Source organism: Bacillus sp. S/N-304-OC-R1 (genome assembly GCF_019749375.1).
In the GTDB taxonomy this organism is placed as follows: Bacteria; Bacillota; Bacilli; order Bacillales; family Cytobacillaceae; genus Cytobacillus.
The window spans coordinates 27,489-46,791 of the sequence record NZ_JACWFE010000016.1; the positions used below are offsets into that span (position 1 = coordinate 27,489).

The following is a 19,303-nucleotide window of genomic DNA, read 5'->3' on the forward strand; positions in this document are numbered from 1 at the left end:
CCATTATATGCTTGAACTTTTCTTTAATAACCAAATAAAGATTGGCCCACCGAGTAAAGCTGTTAATATTCCTATTGGCAACTCTTCTGGTGCTATTACCATCCGAGCTGCCACATCCGTCCATACTACTAATATTCCCCCTAACAACCCGCTTACTGGAAGTACTCTCTTATGATCTGAACCAACCAATAATCTAGTCATGTGTGGAATCATTAACCCAATAAATCCAATTGAACCACTTACAGCTATCGTCACACCTGCTAAAAGCGAGGCAACAAGCACAAGCATTTTTTGTATGCGTTTCACATTAATACCTAATGTGCCAGCTGTTTCATCACCCAAGAGTAAGATATTTAGAGCACGATAATGAATCATTAAAACAATCATGCAGACAATGATTACAACAAAAGGAAGTTTTAAATACCCCCATTTGGCTCCAGCCAAACTGCCGGCCATCCAAAAGGCAGCATTATGCAATCCTAATGCATTTGGTGCACTTAAAGTGATAATATTCGTAACAGCATCCATGATCATGGCAATAACAACACCTGAAAGTAATAGCTGAGTAATATTAATTCTGCCTTTTACTCTTGAAATGCCATAGACAATCATGATAGTTGCGGCTGATCCAATAAATGCGCTTAAAGAAAGAGCATATGTCCCTAGAAAGGAGAATACGCCGAATAGCATACCTAATGTCGCCGTTGCAGATGCTCCAGAAGACACTCCTAAAATAAAGGGATCTGCTAAATGATTTCGTACTAGAGCCTGCATTATCACACCGGTCACAGCCAACGATGCCCCAACGATCATACCTAATAACACTCTAGGCAGACGTAACCCTAAGACGATGTTTTCATCTAGTTGAGTCCAATCATGAACAATGAGATCGGTTAAAAACGGTAGTTTACTAATTAAGATTTTTGCTACTATTGACGGGTGTATGGAAATGGGCCCGAGGCCAATCGTTAATACGATTGACATGATAGAACCAAGTAGTAGAAGTGAAATAATAATCTTCATGTTCGGTTCATCTCGATTGAAAATTTTTCGTGCTTTTTTAGATATCTGGCTAAGGTTCCCTTTCATCCCTTCTCCTTTCAAATTTATTTTTGTTGTTTTTCTTATACAAGAAAATACAAATTGCTATAAAGACAAATAATAATGAAAAATTGGCATTAGTATTATCATTTATACAAATAGATTTAGATTTTATGACAACCATTATTGACTTAGTGAAAAAGAAACTGTTACTGAGATGAAAGAGAAGGGGAAGAAGAATAGTAGAAGGCCTAAATTTTTGGTGCCTGGCCCTCAGTATTTTAAAGTTTTAGCGCACTGGAGGTCTGGCCAATAGGAATATAAAAAGCTCAATCATCTAGATTGAGCTCCTTCAAACTATATTTAAGATTTTTAAATTATACACCATAGACCTTACTCATCGAAGAATAAAATTCTTGAAAAATGGGGTTACTCAAAGTTTTCGTAAGTGCAATAAGTTTGACCGGAACGTTTGAAGTATACGTATCTATTACAGTGACAGTTCCAGATTCGATTTCTTTTTTAATCTTGCTTGTCCCGATGATTCCAAGATACGGGTAGTTGAGGACGGCATTTTTAATCACTTCATCACTATTAGAATATATAGTATTTGGAAAATACGTTCCTTTTTTTAATATTTCAAATTTAATATAGGGAGCCCTATGATCAAATAGAACCGGAAATTTTGCTAGGTAATCTTCTGTTTGAAAAGAGTCATTAGCTATTTTACTCGAAGCAAACAGCACCAAGCCTTCATAATCAATACTCTGGTAGGATATATCAGAGTTTAAAGGTCTTCCATTAACAATCGCAAGATCCACCTCATTAAGGATTACCTTTTTCAGTGCATCATCACTACTATTAACAGAATACACCTCTATCAAAACATTTTTGTACTTTTTTTGAAAATTTACAATTTGAGGCAGAAAAAAACGCTCATGATGTTCATCTAATCCACAGACACGAATGATTTGTTTTTCCCCTTTAAATTCCTCCATCTTCCTTTGAAGAGTAAACAGTTCATTGAGCATATTTTTGGCATGCTCATATAGAATTTCTCCAGCTTTAGATAACTTTTTTCGATTGTCTATTTTCTCAAAAAGAGGTAAGCCCATCTCATCTTCTAAATGCTGCAGATGTTTTGTAATTGTCGGTTGTGAGTAATTAAGACGCATAGCTGCTTTTATTAGATTTTGTTCTTCAACTACAATTTGAAATGTCTGAAGGTGTCTAATCTCCACTAAATAACAACCTTTCTTGTTTATTTCTGAAGATATATTAAAAATGATTATATGTACATTATCGAATTATTTCAATATAACTATAACTCAAAAAAATTAAAATAGTAATATTGAGTATTCCTTTTTGGAATATCAGTTTCCCAAAATCACGTTAAAATAATGAAAACGTTAACAATTTTAAGTATTTTCTAAATTTAATCCCAGTTGGAAGGAAGATGAAAATTCAAATATTTTAAAAGGTTCAATCAGATTGAGACGACTTGATTTTTTACACATAACATAAAGGAGTGTTACCTATGAGTACTGCCCAATCATTGAAGCAAGAAGAAAACACAGGAAAGAAGAAGAAAAAAGGTGGATTAAATGCCTACGTTCTAATGTTTTTGATTATTCTGGCCATTTCTATATTAACTTATGTTGTACCAGCTGGTCACTACGAGAGATATGAGGAAAATGGCCGAACAATGATTGACGCTACAAAATTTGAATTTGTGAAAAATACGCCTGTCAATCTCCTAGAAATGTTTAATTCGTTTCACCAAGGAATGGTTAAGGCCGGTCCAATTATCCTATTTGTTCTACTATTTGGCGGTGCCCTTGGAATTATGCAAGCTACAGGATCCATTGATGCGTTAATTCGATTTACTGTTCAAAAATTTGGCTCAAAGAAAAAATTGATTATTCCGGTTATGGTCTTGATTTTTTCATTGCTTGGGACTCTAATCGGATCAGCTGAAGACTCATTAATCTATATTACAATCATCGCACCGATGACGATTGCATTAGGCTTTGATGCTTTAACTGGCCTTGCGATTGTTTTTCTGGGAATGCTTGGTGCTGGATTTACTTCAGGAATTACAAATCCGTTTACAATTGGTGTTGCCCAATCCATTGCTGAACTTCCTATGTACTCTGGAATTGGCTTACGTATCGCGCTTTACGTTCTATTCTATATTTTGTCCGTGTTATACATCTTCCGACATGTTAGTAAAATCGAAAAAAATCCAGAACTAGCTGAATATGGTAAATTTAACAAAAACGAAAGTATTCAATTTGAGAACAATTACAAAATAAGTAAAAGTCATGCGATTTCTCTTTTTGTCCTTTTAGCCTGCTTTATTGCCCTTATCTATGGTGTTATTAGTCTTGGATGGTATATCAGTGAAATTGCAGGGGTTTTCTTACTAGGTGCCATTATTATGGGGCTCATCGGTAAACTTTCCGGTAATGAAATGACGGATGCGTTTATTAAAGGATGCTCTGAAATGGTTCCAGGTGCCATGATTATTGGGGTTGCAAGTACAATTCTTATTGTACTTACTAACGGTAACTTATTAGATACGATTTTATATGCTACTTCTGGTTTACTTAAGGGTCTTCCACCTAGTGTTACAGCCGTTGGAATGGCCATTGTCAATTTCTTCATCCATTTCCTTGTTCCATCTGGAAGCGGACATGCCTCATTGGTTATGCCTATTATGGCACCATTGGCAGATCTAGTCGGTGTAACGAGACAAACGACTGCATTTGCTACTGTAATGGGTGCAGGGGTGTCCAATTTGATTATCCCAACTGGCGGAGTGTTGCTTGCGGGTCTAGGAATGATGGGCATCCCTTATGCGAAATGGTTTAAATGGATATTACCATACGTTCTTATTCAGGTAGTGATTGTTGTCATCTTCTTAATCATTGCTCAAGCGATTCATTATGGTCCGTTCTAAAAGATAAGCAAGACTTAAGCTGAGGGGACTCAGGGGACTCCCCTCTTAACTTTTTTGAAGAGGTGAATGAAATGGATTATCGTGAGGTTCTATCAAAAATTATTGAAGAAAAAAGAGAAAAATTAATTTCTGTTAGCGACAAAATTTGGGATTTCGCAGAAACAGGCTTCGAAGAGTTCAAATCAGCAGACTTATTATGTAGAACATTAGAAGAAGAAGGGTTTACTGTTGAAAAAGGTGTAGGCAATATCGAAACCGCCTTTATCGGAAGCTTCGGAACAGGGAAACCAACAATTGCTGTTTTAGGTGAATTTGATGCATTAACTGGTTTAAGCCAAGCTGGAGGAGCTACTGAATATAATCCTGTAAAAGCTGGTGGCAATGGCCATGGCTGTGGGCATAATTTACTTGGTACAGGGGCATTAGCCGCTGCGATTGCAGTACGAAATTACCTAGAAGAAAACAACCTGGAAGGAACAGTTCGCTATTATGGGTGTCCAGGAGAAGAAATTGGCAGCGGGAAAACATTTATGGTAAGAGAGGGTCTATTTGATGATGTGGATTTCGCCCTATGCTGGCACCCATGGTCTCGAAATGCAGTATGGTCCATGTCTTCTCTTGCCTGTTATGAAGTTTCCTATAGATTTAGTGGGAAAAGTGCTCACGCAGCTGCCAGCCCGCATCTTGGAAGAAGTGCGCTTGATGCCGTTGAACTAATGAATGTGGGAGTAAACTATTTAAGGGAACATATAATTCCTGAAGCAAAGGTTCATTACGCTATCACCAATTCCGGCGGGTTCTCACCAAATGTAGTTCAAGAAAAAGCAGATGTTTTATATTTTATTCGTGCACCACTTGTATCCCAGACAGAAGAAATCTATCAGCGCATTTGCGATATTGCTAGAGGCGCCGCACTGATGACCGGGACACAAGTAGAAATAGACTTTGCCTCTGCTGCTGCTAATATATTGCCAAATAATACATTGGAAGAAATCATGCATGAAAACTTTATTTCCTTAGGCGTTCCACAGTATGATGAGAAGGAAATACAATTTGCACAGGCTATTCGGGAAACTTTATCTGAGGCGGATAAAAAAGGTGATGTACAGGTTAATAAGGAACTTGAAGGAAAGGATTTAGCCCATGTCATCGATCCATTTATTCCATCAAATGGAGTACTGCCGGGCACAACCGATGTTGGCGATGTCAGCTGGATCGTTCCTACTGCACAATGTCTAGTAGCGTGTGAACCAGTAGGAACTCCGCTTCATACATGGCAGGTCGTTTCAACCGGTAAGACTTCTATCGCTCATAAAGGAATGCTACATGCGGGTAAAGTTATGGCGGCAACGGCAATCGAAGTCCTTCATAATCCTGCTATTCTTGAGAAAGCAAAAGCGGAATTAATAAAGCAAAGAAACGGCGAAGAATATGTGTGTCCAATTCCGCCAGAAGTTAAAAAATATAAATTGCAGACTGTTTAAAAAGCATAAAAGAAGGCAACTATTTTATTTGCCTTCTTTTTTTGCGATTTTACAATACATCCTCTTCTTTTTTCTTTGAACTATAACTCACAGTACAATATCTAATTTATTTTCTCTCTTCCATAAAAATGCGACAAACACGATCACAATTATGATCAATACGATATAAAGCGTTGGAACAAGCCATATAGGAAGCCACATGTTAATGATGAAATTGAGCAAATAAGGGATTCCAAAAATGAGCAATGCTGATATGATTGGAACTTGTACACCAATGAGAGCAATAAAGCTTGGGACAAGATTTGAGATCCCCATTGAAATGAATGTTAATAAAAACCCCAACACGTAAATGGCCATGATCGAAAGAATGATATATTGAAAGAACGTTAAATTATACCAATGCCATTGCCCAATAAAAGAATTAATCGGGATTTCGAAAAAGATCACAGGGTTATTTAATGAATATAAGCTTAAATAAACAGCCAACAACACTGACATCACGATGAATGCCGAGATGAATCCAGCAAAGAACTTCTTCCTTAAAATTGTACGCCCTATTTTTGATGGGTATTGCAAGTCAACTACATTTTTTGTTCTGTCACTCAATAAAACTGGGGAAATGACGAGCACCACGCTCATTAATACCGCAATGGCGATATTACTAATAATAGATTGAAAGTTCCAGAAAGAAACCTCTGGGTATAAATCAATTTGCCCCGTCATTTTTAACTCATCCAAATGCTTTTGCCCAATTGGGTCAGCCCTGCCTATTTTTTTTTCAATAATCAATTCATTGTCATCATGGAATTCTAGTATTCTTTCACGCTCTTGAAGTTGCAAGAACAAATCAACATTTTCATCAAAAAAAACTTTATCCCGAAATTTCCCCAGGGTTTCATCGAAGAAATCTATATTTTGAAAATCCTTATATGATAGGATGCCCGCTTCCTTAAAATCCTCTCTGCCTTGAATGAATTCGTCAGCTTTCTGGACTTCTTCTTTGTATTTCTTTTTAAAATCATTCTTTTCTGTCTCATTCAAGTTGGTTCCGTACTCTTCTACCATTTCGGCGCCAATCTTATAGGATTCCAAGGCTGATCTCCCATTAGGGAAATACTTAATGTCAAAATCAATTAAAAAATAGTATAAAATCAAATTAACGAACGCAACAGCGAGGAGTATTTTCCAGTTTAAGATTTTTTTTATTTCTAGTAATAAAATCTGCATATCATGTCTCCTTACGAGATATCTTGTTTTCCAAACTTGCTCAAAGATATATAACAACAAATAGTGAAGATGACTGCCCATAATACAATGGTGCCTACTTCATAATACTTAAACATCATTAGTCCACTTGCCCCCATCCACCACTGGTGAGGATTTAATATAAGAGTAGACAAATTAAATCCCATGAATAATTTTAAATTTAAAGAGCCTGGTATAAAGCCCGGTAATAAAAATATGGCAATAAAGATAAGTGCAAACAAAATAAAAGTAAAATAACTGTTTTTCAATATTACAGATATGCTAAAAGTAAAAGTTGAAAACAAAAGCATGCAAATATATGAAACGATAATAGCCAAAAGTAAATAGGTTGAAAATGAAAAATCCCACCATGAAACGTACGGAAAGTTATACTCCCAATTAAATCCGCTGCTTATTGAACTATTCCATAAATAAGAGTAATCAAATACAGTAAAGTATGCACTAAGTGTCACCACCAACAAAAACACCGTAATGATGGATGTAGTAAATAAGGCTGCCACTAACTTATCAAACATTACCTTTCTGCCTCGTCGTGTTGTATATGTAACAAGCTGGGTTCGATTTTCGAATTCGAAATTCGTAATCAGGGCTGTAGAAAGGACGATTAATATCATGCCCTCAATCAAGAGCGAATTAAACAAAGTTCGAAATAATAAACTATGCATAGCGTAAGGCTTCCCGGCAAAAAACCACTGATTGTACTCTTCGTTTTTTTTCAATTCCTCAAATCGTTCAGCGAATTTCATATATTCATTTCTAAGTGTTTCAGCAGCTGCTCCGCTCAAACCATATATGTTTGCTTCTAATTCCCCTTTATTTTTTATGCTTATGTTTGCATAGGCACTATCCAAGGATTTTGCCTTACTTAGATACATTTCTTTTAATTGAAGCTCGTAGAATGATTTCAGCTCCGTTTTTGAATATACATTCTGCTTTTCATAGCGTAATTGCTGAAAAAAATCAGCTGCACTTTCAAATGTTTGCCCAGACCGTTTTTGTGTCACTACGTTCAAACGAGACAGCTCTAGCTGTATATCACGTTCAAGTTCTTCAATAGTTTTATCTGTAATCTTTATCCCATACTTCTTAGAAAGCTGATTCACCACTCCCAAGCCCTTTTTTACTTCGGAAGAATCATAGATAATAAAGACATTCCATGCGGAAAATAAAAGCATTAGCGCAAGAATGATCGGCGAGGTGAGCGCTTTTTTACATTCAAAAAAAATGATCCGCATGACATTTACACTTCCACTTGCAAATTATCTCTATATTCGTATAAGAAAACATCCTCTAAATTTGGCATAACTGGTATCCAATCCTTGTTCATTTCGCCTTTATGAACAAATCTAACTATGACATTTCCACGTTCTTGCTTTTCTCCAATAAGAACGTATTTCTTTCGAAAAGCGTCCAATTCAACGTTCGTAATGGATGTTTCATAGACGAATCCATTAAGTGTATCGCAAATGGATTCGGGAGTGTCTTTAAATAAAAGCTCCTGATTTTTTATCATAATGACTTGATTAGCGATGGACTCGATATCTGAAACAATATGGGTAGAAATGATAATCAGTCTATCCCGAGATAGGCCAGTTAAAAGCTGGCGAAAGCGAGCCCGTTCTTTCGGGTCAAGGCCAGCAGTCGGTTCATCCAAAATTAAAATCTTTGGGTCATTTAACAAAGCTTGGGCTATTCCAACCCGCTGAATCATCCCACCGGAAAATTTCCTCATCTTTTTATTCGCAACATCACCAAGTGCTACTTTCTCCAATAAATCATCAATGATTTGCAGTGCGGCCTTTTTATCTATTCCTTTTAAAGCTGAAAGATACAATAAATACTGCTTTGGTGAGTAATGCTTATAAAACCCGAAGTTTTGTGGTAAGTATCCAAGAATATCACGGTAATCTTCATCAAGATTGACAATATTTGTTCCGTTATAAAGGATTTCTCCTTTTGTCGGAGAAATAAGAGTGACGAGCATTTTAATTAGCGTCGTTTTCCCAGCACCATTAGGAGCAAGGAGGCCATAAATTCCTTTATCAAATTCAAGATTCATTTGATTTAAGACGGTAAAATCCCCATATTGTTTACTAACATCTTTTACAACCAACATATTAAAAAACTCCCTTCGCCGGTTTCATTTGAACCAGCCTGCTTAAATAAAAAAGATACAAAATTATGCTTCCTGCAAGGACAATTCCATAGACAAAAATCGGAACAGTCATGAGAAATTGTATATAAACTTTATTGTTTAATAATCTTAGGAAAACATTGATACCAATCCAGCCAATTCCTACTTGAAAGGCATGAAATCCAGAGTGGCCTTTCATGAATATCATTAGAAACATAACTGAAAACAAGAATAGAGCTGTTGTTGAGATCATGAATATTCTAAAAAAATGTAAATTATTGAATAGAGATACAAGAGAGATAATACTAATGATGTTCACGATGATGGAAATCACGCTAAAATTGAACATACGAAAGGCAGACACTTGGTAAAGGTTATATTTAGAAACCATCTCCACTTCAAAGGTTTCACTATGCTTTTTATGGAAAAGATCATAAAGTGAAAGAACCATATATAGAAGAGGAGAAAACAAAAAGACAAAGCCATATACGTCATTTTCATTTATATTGGATGGATAGGCACTCGTGATAAATAAAAAGATTAGAACCGCCATTACAGAGAATGAAATCAAGATTCCATCTCTTGGGTTCGTAAATAGATAGCGGAATCCTATTTCTTTGTATAAATTCAGCAAAAAAGAAGGAAAGGATTCTTTTCGCTTCACACCTGCACTGATAATCGTTCTAATTTCTTTTTGAATAATCTCATCGTCAGGAGTAGGAATTTGAAATTTTTCTTTATTCATGCTGATGCACCTGCATTTCCTTTTTAATTAATTTGATGGCTGCATAGTACCTTGTTTTTACGGTAGATAGCGGAGCTTGTACCATTTCAGCGATTTCCTGCAGCGTATATTCCCCAAATAGCTTTAAGCGAACAATTTGCTGCGAACTTGACTCTAATTCGTTCATAATCACCGAAATTCGTTCAACATCCTCTCTGTATTCAAATGAAATAGTAAAATCTTCAATACTTTTAAAATCATAATCTTCCAATGACTCTGTGATCTTCCTATATTGATAGTTTTTCGAGCGAAAGTAATCCACCAGTTTATTTGATGCAATTTTGTAAAGCCAAGTCCGAAAAGAAGCCTTTTTTTCATCAAACTGCCCTATTGATTTCAAAACACTTATAAAAATTTCCTGAGTCAGATCAAGAGAAAGATCGGAATCGATCGTCTGCTTGTATACAAAAGCAAACATTTCCCGATAGTATTTTGAAATCAGCTCATTGGCATCTTCATGACTTCCACTTTTCTTGATTTTCTTAATCCAGCGTTGCTCTTGTTTCACGTTCTCACTGCCTTCCAACTGTATATTCGTAAGAAGATGGAAAAAGGTTTTAAAAAGGTTAATTATTTTTTTAAAAATAAAAGAAAACTTGCCGATTTAGTACTCTATTACGGCTATTAAAAAACTGTTAGTTTACCAACCTTATATAAGAATTAAAGTAAAAATCTTTTTACCCTTCTTAATAATTATTCAAAAACCATTGTCACATTAATATTCATTCGACAATTTTTTTGCCCCCTATTGTAAAAATCTTTTTACAAAATAACAAATGAATATGTTATCATTGAAATAAATTTTGAATGATTCGAACATGAGCTTAATAGTTTATATTATTTTCACAAAAATAACGCATTGAGGTTTTTTCTATGAATGAATATTTGTCGTTAAAAGACCATGTATATAATTATATCGTTGAGCAAATTAATAGCGGGAATTTAATTGCCGGCAAAAAGGTTAATGAAACCGCGATATGTGAAAGTTTAGAAGTAAGCAGAACACCAGTTAGAGAAGCGCTCATCCAGCTTTCCTCAGAAGGCCTATTAGAAAATGTCCCAAGAAAAGGCTTTGTGATAAAAAGACTTTCTAAGGACGAAGCGAAAGAAACGTATTTTATGATTGGGGCATTGGATGGATTAGCAGCTTCACTGTCTGCTCCGCTATTAACGGAGAAGCATATAAAGGAAATGGAATTCTATATCCAGAGCATTGATCTTGCCATAGATACAGGAAATTACCATATGTATCATAAAATGCAGGAAGCTTTTCATGATGTTTATCTCTCAGTCTGTCCCAACAAGAGCCTGGTAACCCTTCTCTCCCAATTAAAAAAGAAATTCCTGAAAAACTTCGATGATTCCGACAAGGAAAGGCTTCTGCAAACGAATCATGAACATAGGAAGATGATGGAACTTTTTAGAAATGTGGATTGTGCTGAATTAGAGAGGTATATGAAAGAAGTGCATTGGAATATAGAGAAAACCGAGATCATACCGCTATAGAAATAGAAATATTTAGAAACAACGATTCTGTTATAAAAGACAGAGTCGTTTTTTTTATTAAAATTTTAAAAATATAATATACAATATACAATATTTAATATAAAATATAAAAAAGTTCGCGAATTTGTTATTAAACTTGTGAAAAAAGTCGGTTTCCAAGCGCTGTAAAATAGTTTATTAAGTTTTGAAATAGCTAGTGTTAGGGGATTGAAAACATTGGAAAGTAGAAATTTTGAATTAGCCAAACATTTACGTCATGAATTACATCAACATCCAGAACTCTCCAATGAGGAAGTATGGACAAAGCAACATCTAATCAACTTTTTGAAAACGAATACAAAACTAGAAATTATCGACAAAGGTACTTGGTTCTATGCTGCATACCGTGCCGGTGAAGATAAAAAGAATCTAGCATTTCGTGCAGATTATGATGCTCTTCCAATGGATGAAGGCATTAATCTCCCACATGGTTCTCAATTCGCCGGTAAGGCCCATAAATGTGGGCATGATGGTCACGTAGCAACTTTAGCAGGATTTGCTCTTGAAATCGATCAGAATGGAGCTGATCAAAACATCTTTTTCCTCTTCCAGCCAGCTGAAGAAACCGGAGATGGAGCTATACAATGTATTGATTTAATCAAGGAAGAACGCATCGACGAAATTTTCGGATACCACAACATGAGCGGCTTGCCTTTCAAGTCTGTCGGTGTCATCGATGGAACAGCTCATTGTGCATCGAAAGGAATGACCATTAGTATGGAGGGTTCCCCTGCTCATGCCAGTCAGCCTGAAGATGGGAGAAATCCTTCACTTGCCATTGCAAACGTAATTAGTGCCATTTCAGACTTTACCTCTCCAGATAAAAACAAAGGGCTAATCCTTTGCACGGTTGTTCAGGTCGCAATTGGAGAAAGAGCCTTCGGATTATCTGCGAGTAAAGGAGACTTACTCTTAACCATTCGTGCCCTATACGAAGATGAAATGGATCGACTTCAAAAAAACCTTGAAGATCTTGCTAAAGCTCAAGCAGAGGAATTTGGTTTGAACGTAAGCTTTTCTTACAACGACGAATTCCCTGAAACGGTAAACCATAAAGAGAGCACTGATAAAATCCGTCAGGTCGCAGAAGCAAAAGGAATGCAATTACTTGAGCTAACTGAAGCTTTCCGTGCTTCAGAAGACTACGGCCACTATACAAAATTAACAAAGGGGTCCTATTGCTACATTGGAAATGGGGAGAACCATCCCCAAGTACACACGTATGAGTACGACTTCCGTGATGAACTCATTGAAATTGGTGTTGAGCTTTTCAAAGGACTGGCTGAAATGCAGTCATAATTTTATTATCCTATCCTCTATTAAGAGTCATAAGCGCTTCTAGAGGGATGCAGATAATCAATACAATAATAGAAAATGGAGGATTGTGAAATGAATAAAAAAGGCGGTATTTTTTACGGTTGGTGGATGTTACTTGCAGGCTTTATGATTATGACTTTTTTATATGCTCCAATCGCAAACCTAATCTCTCTTTTTACTAAGCCTGTTACAGAAGAGCTTGGATTTGGACGAGCTGAGTTTACATCGTATTACACGGTTATGGCTACAACTGCCATGCTTGTAGCTCCAATCGCGGGGAGATTAATCAAGAAGCTGAATATTAAAGTATATATGTCCATCTTTACTCTTCTAGGTGCTGGGGCGTATATTGGCTTTTCTTTTGCCACTGAACTTACTCATTTTCTTATCTTTGCAGTACCAATGGGTATGGCACTTGCAGGTGGTGGTTTAATTCCTGTATCTGTTCTAATCACAAACTGGTTTAATGCAAAACGCGGATTAAGCTTAGGAATTGCTTTATCGGGAACTGGTTTCGGTGCTATGATTATGAGTCCTATTGTGACTTGGATGATTACAGCACATGGTTGGAGAACGGCATATTTAATGATCGGAATTTTAATTGCGGTCGTTATTATTCCGCTGACTTTATTCGTTATTAAATTAAGCCCAGCTGATAAAGGTCTACTGCCACTAGGCGCAGAAGAGACTTCAAAAAGTACATCTGAGAAAGAACTCGTAGGATTAACACAAAAAGAAGCATTCAAATCCGTATCATTTTGGATTCTTTGCTTAGGATTTGTAGTAGGTGGAGTTGTTGTAAATAGTATGATTCTGCACTTAGTCCCTTATTTAACGGATCTAGGTACCCCACCACAACAAGCTGCTTTAATGCTATCATTGGCTGCATCCATGGTAATCGTTGCGAAACTATTAATTGGAAGATTATATGACAAACTAGGATTACTTAAAACTCTGACGTTTATCGTTGCTTCCGATGTCATCTGTTTTCTATTCTTAATGAAAGGAAACCTATTAATCCCAGGCATCCTTTACACTGTATTTTCAGCATTAGGCTCAACGGCCGTTACGGTCACACCTGCTTATCTGACAGCAGCCCTTTTCGGTGAGAAAGAATACAGTTCAAAATACGGAGTCGTATCTTTATTTACATCTTTAGGTGCGGCTATTGCTCCAATCGTAACAGGATTTATTTATAATATTAATCATACGTATGGATTAATGATAAAAATGTTAATTGTTCTTGCGGTTGTAGAATTTATCTTATTCTTCGTTGCTATTAAAACAAAACCAAAGTTTAGTACAGATGATGCAGATTTAGATCCTGTACATCAAGAAGCTGTATAACAACGATTATAAAAAAAGATCTAAAAATAATAACAAATACTCTGCCTAAAAGGCAGGGTATTTTCCAATGAGAGGAAGGAATAACATGGTTAATTTTTTTGAGGAATCTAAGAAGCATGAAGAACAAATTATTAAAGATCGCCGTTACTTGCATCAACATCCAGAACTTGGTTTCGACCTTCCGAACACTCAAAAATATATCCGACAACGCTTAGATGAAATGGGGATTGAAAATAAGCCGTGCGGTGTTGTTCCAGAAGAGATTACAAAGAAATATAAGAAAGCTGGATTTGGCGAACAAACAAATTGTACAGGTGTTGTCGCTACTATCGGCAAAGGTGAACCTTGTATCCTCCTTCGTGCCGATATGGATGCCCTCCCACTTGAAGAAGAATATGAATCCGAATATAAATCGAAGTTTCAAGGAAAAATGCACGCTTGCGGCCATGACTCTCACGTCGCCATGCTATTAGGTGCTGCCCAAATGTTAAAAGATCATGAAGACCAACTGCAAGGAACTGTAAAATTAATGTTCCAGCCAGGTGAAGAATGGGGATATGGTTCTAAGTTAATGATTGATGATGGATTACTGCAAAATCCTAAAGTAGACGCAGCGTTTGGGATTCACATTATGCCTGACCAAGAAGCTGGCACGCTATCCGTACACAAAGGAACATTAACACAAGCCATGGACACGTATATTGTAGAGATTCAAGGAAATGGCGGGCATAGCTCACAGCCACATAAAACGATTGATGCCAATATGATCATGAATCAACTATATACAAGCTTAAACTTACTATATACTCGTGAAGTGGATCCACGAGCTAATGTAACATTCTCTGTTGGGGCCATGAGCGGTGGTACTGTGACAAATATTATTCCTGACAAAGCCGTTTTACAAGGAAATATGCGCAGCTATGACCAACAATCAAGAGATCATATGTGCAAACGAATTCCAGAAATGATTGATCATGTCGCGAAAGCATGGCGTGGAGATTATAAAATTTTTGATTTCCATACACCAACTACTAGTAATGATGCAGCATTTATTGATGAAATTACGCCTGCATTAGAAGCTATTATGGGAAAAGAAAATATTACCGATCTTGGACCATTGAGCGGATCAGAAGATTTCTCTCACATCTCACAAGCCGTTCCTTCCGGATTCGTCGTTCTAGGTACTGGCAAAGAAGGAGAGCCACCTGTACACAACCCTCGCATGTATCAGAATGAAGATATTTTCAAATATGGTGCTGCGTTACATGCTAATGTGGCGATGGAATGGTTAAAAGCACAACATAAATAGAAGAAGCACGTCTTCCCTTCTTCCATAAAAGGTGGCCAACCTCCCAATGTACTGGGGGCTGGCCACACTAGTCCTCGAATTGAGTTATTGGTTCGTCTTATACACTGATAAGTCTCCCTGCATTAATGGTGCTTCTCTACTTGAAATATTTACAGTACATATGATATTACATAAGTAACTTGCATCATAACCTCCCCCTATTCATGTTAATTCACGAATCACAGGCTTTTTAGAGCCATTTATTGCTTCCAATATAGTAATAAGATCATATTAATACAAACTAGAATGGTAAAAGTCTTGAACAAACTCTGATGTCCAGATGAATATAGTGCATACCCACCGAGACCAAAAACAATTAATTCCATAATTATTCTCAATGTTAATGGAAGCTGATAGGCAGAATTTGGCGCAATAAAAGTCCCCCATACAATGATTACAAGGATTGGAACCCCGATTCCCAAACCGAATTTAATCATGAAAGAACTCTTATATTGAAATCCCCAGTAGCCAATTGAAATTAGGACACTTAATTCCAACATCAGTCGTAGCAGCAAGTTTGCATTTTTAATTAATAGCATTATTTTTCCCCTTTCCATGCAGATTGCATAGCGTTCTATCTTTCTAAATTGAATTTTGATTCATTTTCTATTCTCATGTAATTCATATCAACCCATCCCCTTTTCAATCAATAGGCAAAAAGTAGAATGATAGGGCAGAAAAACTATCAAATAAAACATGTACAAGGATAAGAGGAAAAAGACGACGGGTTCTTAAATAATAAATCGGGAGCATCACCATTGGAATTACTGTTAAAAAACGATAAAGAGAATATTGGAGATCGAGTGTGACCGGCAAAACGGTGTGCTGTAATGCCCAGAAAAACATTACGACGAAAATTGCAGCTACCTTGTTACTAAACAATTTCTCAAGTTTCGGTAAACAATATCCCATGTAAATCATTTGCTCCATAATTGCCCAACCAATCGGCCAGGCGATTACGCTATAAATCTCCCCCCACAACGGAAGGGGTCCTGCTAGGATAGGAGTAGTTAATTGCCCATATATAAGAAAAGAGACAAGAGTTCCCCATAACGCCGTTAACGGTAATACAATAATTAATAGTAGTCCTGCTTGTTTCAAATCTGTTTTTATCTTGATTTGTGAAAACCCGACTAAAGATTTTAAATCAGTTCCTTCTTTTTTCACTACCCATAACATTAGCGCCAAACATCCAATGTCAATTAATGTCCCGTAGACCGTCCACCATCTTCCTGCTTCTAAGTAATCTAAAGGCATGGATGAAAATGTTGACCCCCAGGAAAAAATCCCTTGAGACAATAGTGAAAGTATTGTGCGGCTTAACAAAACCAATAAAAGAATCCATACTTTCTGATTGCTCACATAATCCCCTCCTAACACAAAATCTTTACTCTTAGTAAAATTTATTGTATTATTCAAAATATAAAACGGAATTGCTTCTTTGTAAAGTGACATTTTTTCAAAAATGCAGGATGGTGAACAAAACATGAGAAGAGAACAAAACAAGGAAAAGACGAAGAACATGCTTATTACATCAGCTATGGAACTATTTAAAATACAGGAATACCAAAAGACTACTATAGACGAAATTGTAAAAAAGGCAGGTGTTAGCAAGCCAACCTTTTTTGCATACTTCCGATCCAAAGAACAAATTTTGTACGAATTTGATCTTAAACAACTGGAGAATTTTGAAATATACATGAAAGCTACAATGAATCAACAAGATGATATATTAAAAAACTTTATAAACTCCATTGTGAATATGGCAACAGTGTTACATACCACACATATGTTCACTCAAAATATGATGCATTTAGTTACGATTAATGAAGAATATAAGGAATTACTTAGAAAGATGTTCAACTTATTTCAATCCATTACAGAAGAGGTGATCCAATACGGACAGCAACAATCTATGATAACCACCGACTTTACATCTGAGACAATATCTAAAGATATCAGTAATATTTACATTGGTTCTCTTGTTTCATGGGTAATAACAAATGGTGAGGAATCACTGGAATATTTACTAAGGAATACCTTAGATCATTATTTATCTGGAATATTATCCTAACAATAGAACTTAAGGAGTGGCTTTTCATTGTCATATATTCCTTTCATTCAACGGGCGATCAATTATATCGAGGAAAATATCCGAGATGAAATCTCTATTGAAAAAGTTGCTTCACAAGCTTCTTATTCCTTATATCATTTTCATCGAATTTTCACCTCCGTTATGGGCTGTTCGGTTAAAACGTATATAAGGCGAAGAAGACTTACTAGCGCTGCATATGATTTAAATCAAACTAGTAAAAGAATCATTGATATCGCTTATGAATATGGATTTGAAAGTCAGGAATCTTTTACAAGGGCTTTCCAGCAGTTGTTTGGGGTTACACCTGGAAAGTATCGTATAGATAAACCTTACCTGGAATTTGTAGGTCCTCATGAGATTGAAGATGTTTTATCAGAAGAAATCAGGATGACTCACAGCATTGTTAGAAGAGATCCGTTTTACGTAATAGGGTTGGAGAAGCAGCAGCTAGAAATTGCCGGCTCGGCTAATCGAGATGAGACGATTCAATATCAAATTCCTGCATTATGGGATTCATTTCTATTACAAATGGACCAAATAGAGGGCAGGGTTGACCCTCAGGTGTCCTATGGAATTGGCCGTCCAACAGGGGGTGGCATTCATTTCTCCTATATCGCTTGCCTTGAAGTAGAATCACCTACTGTTCCTATTCCTCCAGGCATGATATGTTCTACTGTCCCTGGTGGCACTTATGCCGTCTTTCCATATTATGGACCGTCACAAAACATCCCTAAACTAGCAAACTTTATTTACAGTTCATGGCTTCCAACTACTAACTTCCAATTAAATTTTGGGGTTGAAATCGAGGTTTATAATGAAAGATGGAGCAATCCTAATGGTGATGAAATAGGTGTGGAAATTTGGGTCCCGATTAAAGACCCCTTTTGATATCGCAAAAAAAATCAAAAAATATCCCGGCACCTTCCAGTAATATAGAGGGGAATTACTAATAATTCTTTTATGGAGGTTTATATGGAAACAATGACATTCAAACTAGTTTCAAAAGAAGAATTTAAAGCCGTTGGTATGGAGCTTTCAGGGCCATACAGTGCGTTGCAACAAATTGGGCCACTATGGGGAGCCTTTGTCAGTCGAATTGAGGAAATTCATTCAAAGGTCAATCCAGAGGCAATGGAATCCATAGGATTAACAAAAGATCGTCCTACCGATTTTACTTATTATTCTTCAGTTGAAGTCTCTAAATTTAATGAGGTTCCAGAAGGCATGGTTGCTTTAACCATACCTGCAGCTACCTATGCTGTCTTTACTCATAAAGGTTCGACAGATAAGGTTGGGGATACGATAATCCATGCACGAAAAACCATTGTAGAATCGGGGTATAGTATTAAAAAGGATGCTTTTTGGTTTGAACTTTATGATAAAAGATACAACCCAAATTCGGACCAATCTGAATTTGATCTATATTTCCCTATTTTAACGAATTAATTAGAAAGCCGACTCTTTCTTATGAAGTGCCCCTGTCAAGTAGACAGTGGAATAATAAAAAGGATTTAAGCGGCCTTAGCTCTATATTCCATAGGGCTAAGGCCGTTTAATCGTTTTTGATATCTTTCATGAGTATGGAAATGGATATATTCATCTATCGCATGAATAGCAATATGCTTAACCTTGAATCGAATTTGGCTTATTTTCGCCTCCTTTCAGAGTTTACACTTGTTTTAAAGATTTATTCAAACTTAAAAAAAGATTTTCTCTACTTCCAATAAAGAATCTGATTTTTAACAAAGTGTACTGGACTGTTTCGTCTCGGCCCTGCTTATAGACTGTATACCTTTAATCTTGGTTTAGAACTAAACCGATTCTTTCAATTTTTGTACAACTATTTCCACATGGTAATACCTCATATCTTACCTTCTCGTTTGGGTGTATAATAAACTCTTACGTGATAAGCCCAAGTAAATATCATTTAATAACCTCATTTAATAAAGAAGGCCAAACTTCAATTTAACCCAATAATCG

Annotated in this window: 19 protein-coding genes; 9 read left to right on the forward strand and 10 right to left on the reverse strand. The window is 36.4% G+C overall.

From position 1 onward, the window contains the following. Positions 1-3: 3 nt before the first annotated feature. On the reverse strand, positions 4-1,089 hold the full coding sequence (locus tag H0173_RS13420) for a FecCD family ABC transporter permease (protein ID WP_221847030.1): 1,086 nt from the start codon (positions 1,087-1,089) through the stop codon (positions 4-6). A gap of 329 nt (positions 1,090-1,418) precedes the next feature. Then, on the reverse strand, positions 1,419-2,282 hold the full coding sequence (locus H0173_RS13425) for a LysR family transcriptional regulator (protein WP_221847031.1): 864 nt from the start codon (positions 2,280-2,282) through the stop codon (positions 1,419-1,421). Between the two features lie 296 nt (positions 2,283-2,578). Here H0173_RS13425 and H0173_RS13430 point away from each other — a divergent pair, with 296 nt between their 5' ends. After that, positions 2,579-4,003, forward strand: coding sequence for a YfcC family protein (locus H0173_RS13430; RefSeq protein WP_221847032.1), 1,425 nt, complete (start codon positions 2,579-2,581; stop codon positions 4,001-4,003). A 71-nt stretch (positions 4,004-4,074) separates the two neighbouring features. Next, positions 4,075-5,487, forward strand: coding sequence for a M20 family metallopeptidase (locus H0173_RS13435; RefSeq protein WP_221847033.1), 1,413 nt, complete (start codon positions 4,075-4,077; stop codon positions 5,485-5,487). Between the two features lie 87 nt (positions 5,488-5,574). Here H0173_RS13435 and H0173_RS13440 read toward each other — a convergent pair whose 3' ends face one another. The 5 genes from H0173_RS13440 to H0173_RS13460 are packed head-to-tail and all read right to left on the reverse strand — an operon-like array spanning position 5,575 to position 10,179. After that, positions 5,575-6,714 (reverse strand): hypothetical protein, encoded by a 1,140-nt coding sequence (locus H0173_RS13440; RefSeq protein ID WP_221847034.1) that lies wholly within the window; start codon positions 6,712-6,714, stop codon positions 5,575-5,577. An 11-nt stretch (positions 6,715-6,725) separates the two neighbouring features. Next, positions 6,726-7,988, reverse strand: a complete 1,263-nt coding sequence (locus tag H0173_RS13445) for a hypothetical protein (RefSeq protein WP_221847035.1) — start codon at positions 7,986-7,988, stop codon at positions 6,726-6,728. A 5-nt stretch (positions 7,989-7,993) separates the two neighbouring features. Beyond that, complete coding sequence (locus tag H0173_RS13450) at positions 7,994-8,869, reverse strand: ATP-binding cassette domain-containing protein (protein ID WP_221847036.1); 876 nt, start codon at positions 8,867-8,869, stop codon at positions 7,994-7,996. A gap of 1 nt (position 8,870) precedes the next feature. Beyond that, positions 8,871-9,632 carry a hypothetical protein gene (locus H0173_RS13455; protein ID WP_221847037.1) on the reverse strand — a complete coding sequence of 254 codons (762 nt, stop codon included), beginning with the start codon at positions 9,630-9,632 and terminating at the stop codon, positions 8,871-8,873. After that, entirely contained in the window at positions 9,625-10,179 is a 555-nt protein-coding gene (locus H0173_RS13460; protein ID WP_221847038.1) for an RNA polymerase sigma factor, read from the reverse strand. Before H0173_RS13460 ends, H0173_RS13455 begins: the two co-directional genes overlap by 8 nt. Positions 10,180-10,544: 365 nt before the next feature. On the opposite strand from H0173_RS13460, the gene H0173_RS13465 reads away from it, so the two are divergent. From H0173_RS13465 to H0173_RS13480, 4 genes are all read left to right on the forward strand, one after another. Then, positions 10,545-11,177 carry a GntR family transcriptional regulator gene (locus tag H0173_RS13465; RefSeq protein WP_221847039.1) on the forward strand — a complete coding sequence of 211 codons (633 nt, stop codon included), beginning with the start codon at positions 10,545-10,547 and terminating at the stop codon, positions 11,175-11,177. A 216-nt stretch (positions 11,178-11,393) separates the two neighbouring features. Continuing rightward, on the forward strand, positions 11,394-12,515 hold the full coding sequence (locus H0173_RS13470) for a M20 metallopeptidase family protein (RefSeq protein WP_221847040.1): 1,122 nt from the start codon (positions 11,394-11,396) through the stop codon (positions 12,513-12,515). A 90-nt stretch (positions 12,516-12,605) separates the two neighbouring features. Continuing rightward, positions 12,606-13,880 (forward strand): MFS transporter, encoded by a 1,275-nt coding sequence (locus tag H0173_RS13475; protein WP_221847041.1) that lies wholly within the window; start codon positions 12,606-12,608, stop codon positions 13,878-13,880. 85 nt (positions 13,881-13,965) lie between these two features. Beyond that, entirely contained in the window at positions 13,966-15,189 is a 1,224-nt protein-coding gene (locus tag H0173_RS13480; RefSeq protein ID WP_221847042.1) for a M20 metallopeptidase family protein, read from the forward strand. 239 nt (positions 15,190-15,428) lie between these two features. On the opposite strand, the gene H0173_RS13485 is transcribed toward H0173_RS13480, so the two are convergent. After that, positions 15,429-15,767, reverse strand: a complete 339-nt coding sequence (locus H0173_RS13485; protein ID WP_221847043.1) for a YrdB family protein — start codon at positions 15,765-15,767, stop codon at positions 15,429-15,431. 103 nt (positions 15,768-15,870) lie between these two features. After that, positions 15,871-16,590 (reverse strand): CPBP family intramembrane glutamic endopeptidase, encoded by a 720-nt coding sequence (locus H0173_RS13490; protein WP_221847044.1) that lies wholly within the window; start codon positions 16,588-16,590, stop codon positions 15,871-15,873. A 124-nt stretch (positions 16,591-16,714) separates the two neighbouring features. Here H0173_RS13490 and H0173_RS13495 point away from each other — a divergent pair, with 124 nt between their 5' ends. From H0173_RS13495 to H0173_RS13505, 3 genes are all read left to right on the forward strand, one after another. Beyond that, positions 16,715-17,302, forward strand: coding sequence for a TetR/AcrR family transcriptional regulator (locus tag H0173_RS13495; protein ID WP_221847045.1), 588 nt, complete (start codon positions 16,715-16,717; stop codon positions 17,300-17,302). Between the two features lie 27 nt (positions 17,303-17,329). Beyond that, on the forward strand, positions 17,330-18,211 hold the full coding sequence (locus tag H0173_RS13500) for an AraC family transcriptional regulator (protein ID WP_221847046.1): 882 nt from the start codon (positions 17,330-17,332) through the stop codon (positions 18,209-18,211). Between the two features lie 84 nt (positions 18,212-18,295). Next, complete coding sequence (locus H0173_RS13505; protein WP_221847047.1) at positions 18,296-18,769, forward strand: GyrI-like domain-containing protein; 474 nt, start codon at positions 18,296-18,298, stop codon at positions 18,767-18,769. Positions 18,770-18,834: 65 nt separating this feature from the next. Here H0173_RS13505 and H0173_RS13510 read toward each other — a convergent pair whose 3' ends face one another. After that, positions 18,835-18,972: an IS3 family transposase gene (locus H0173_RS13510; protein WP_221847195.1), complete on the reverse strand. Its 138-nt coding sequence runs from the start codon at positions 18,970-18,972 to the stop codon at positions 18,835-18,837. Positions 18,973-19,303: the final 331 nt, after the last annotated feature.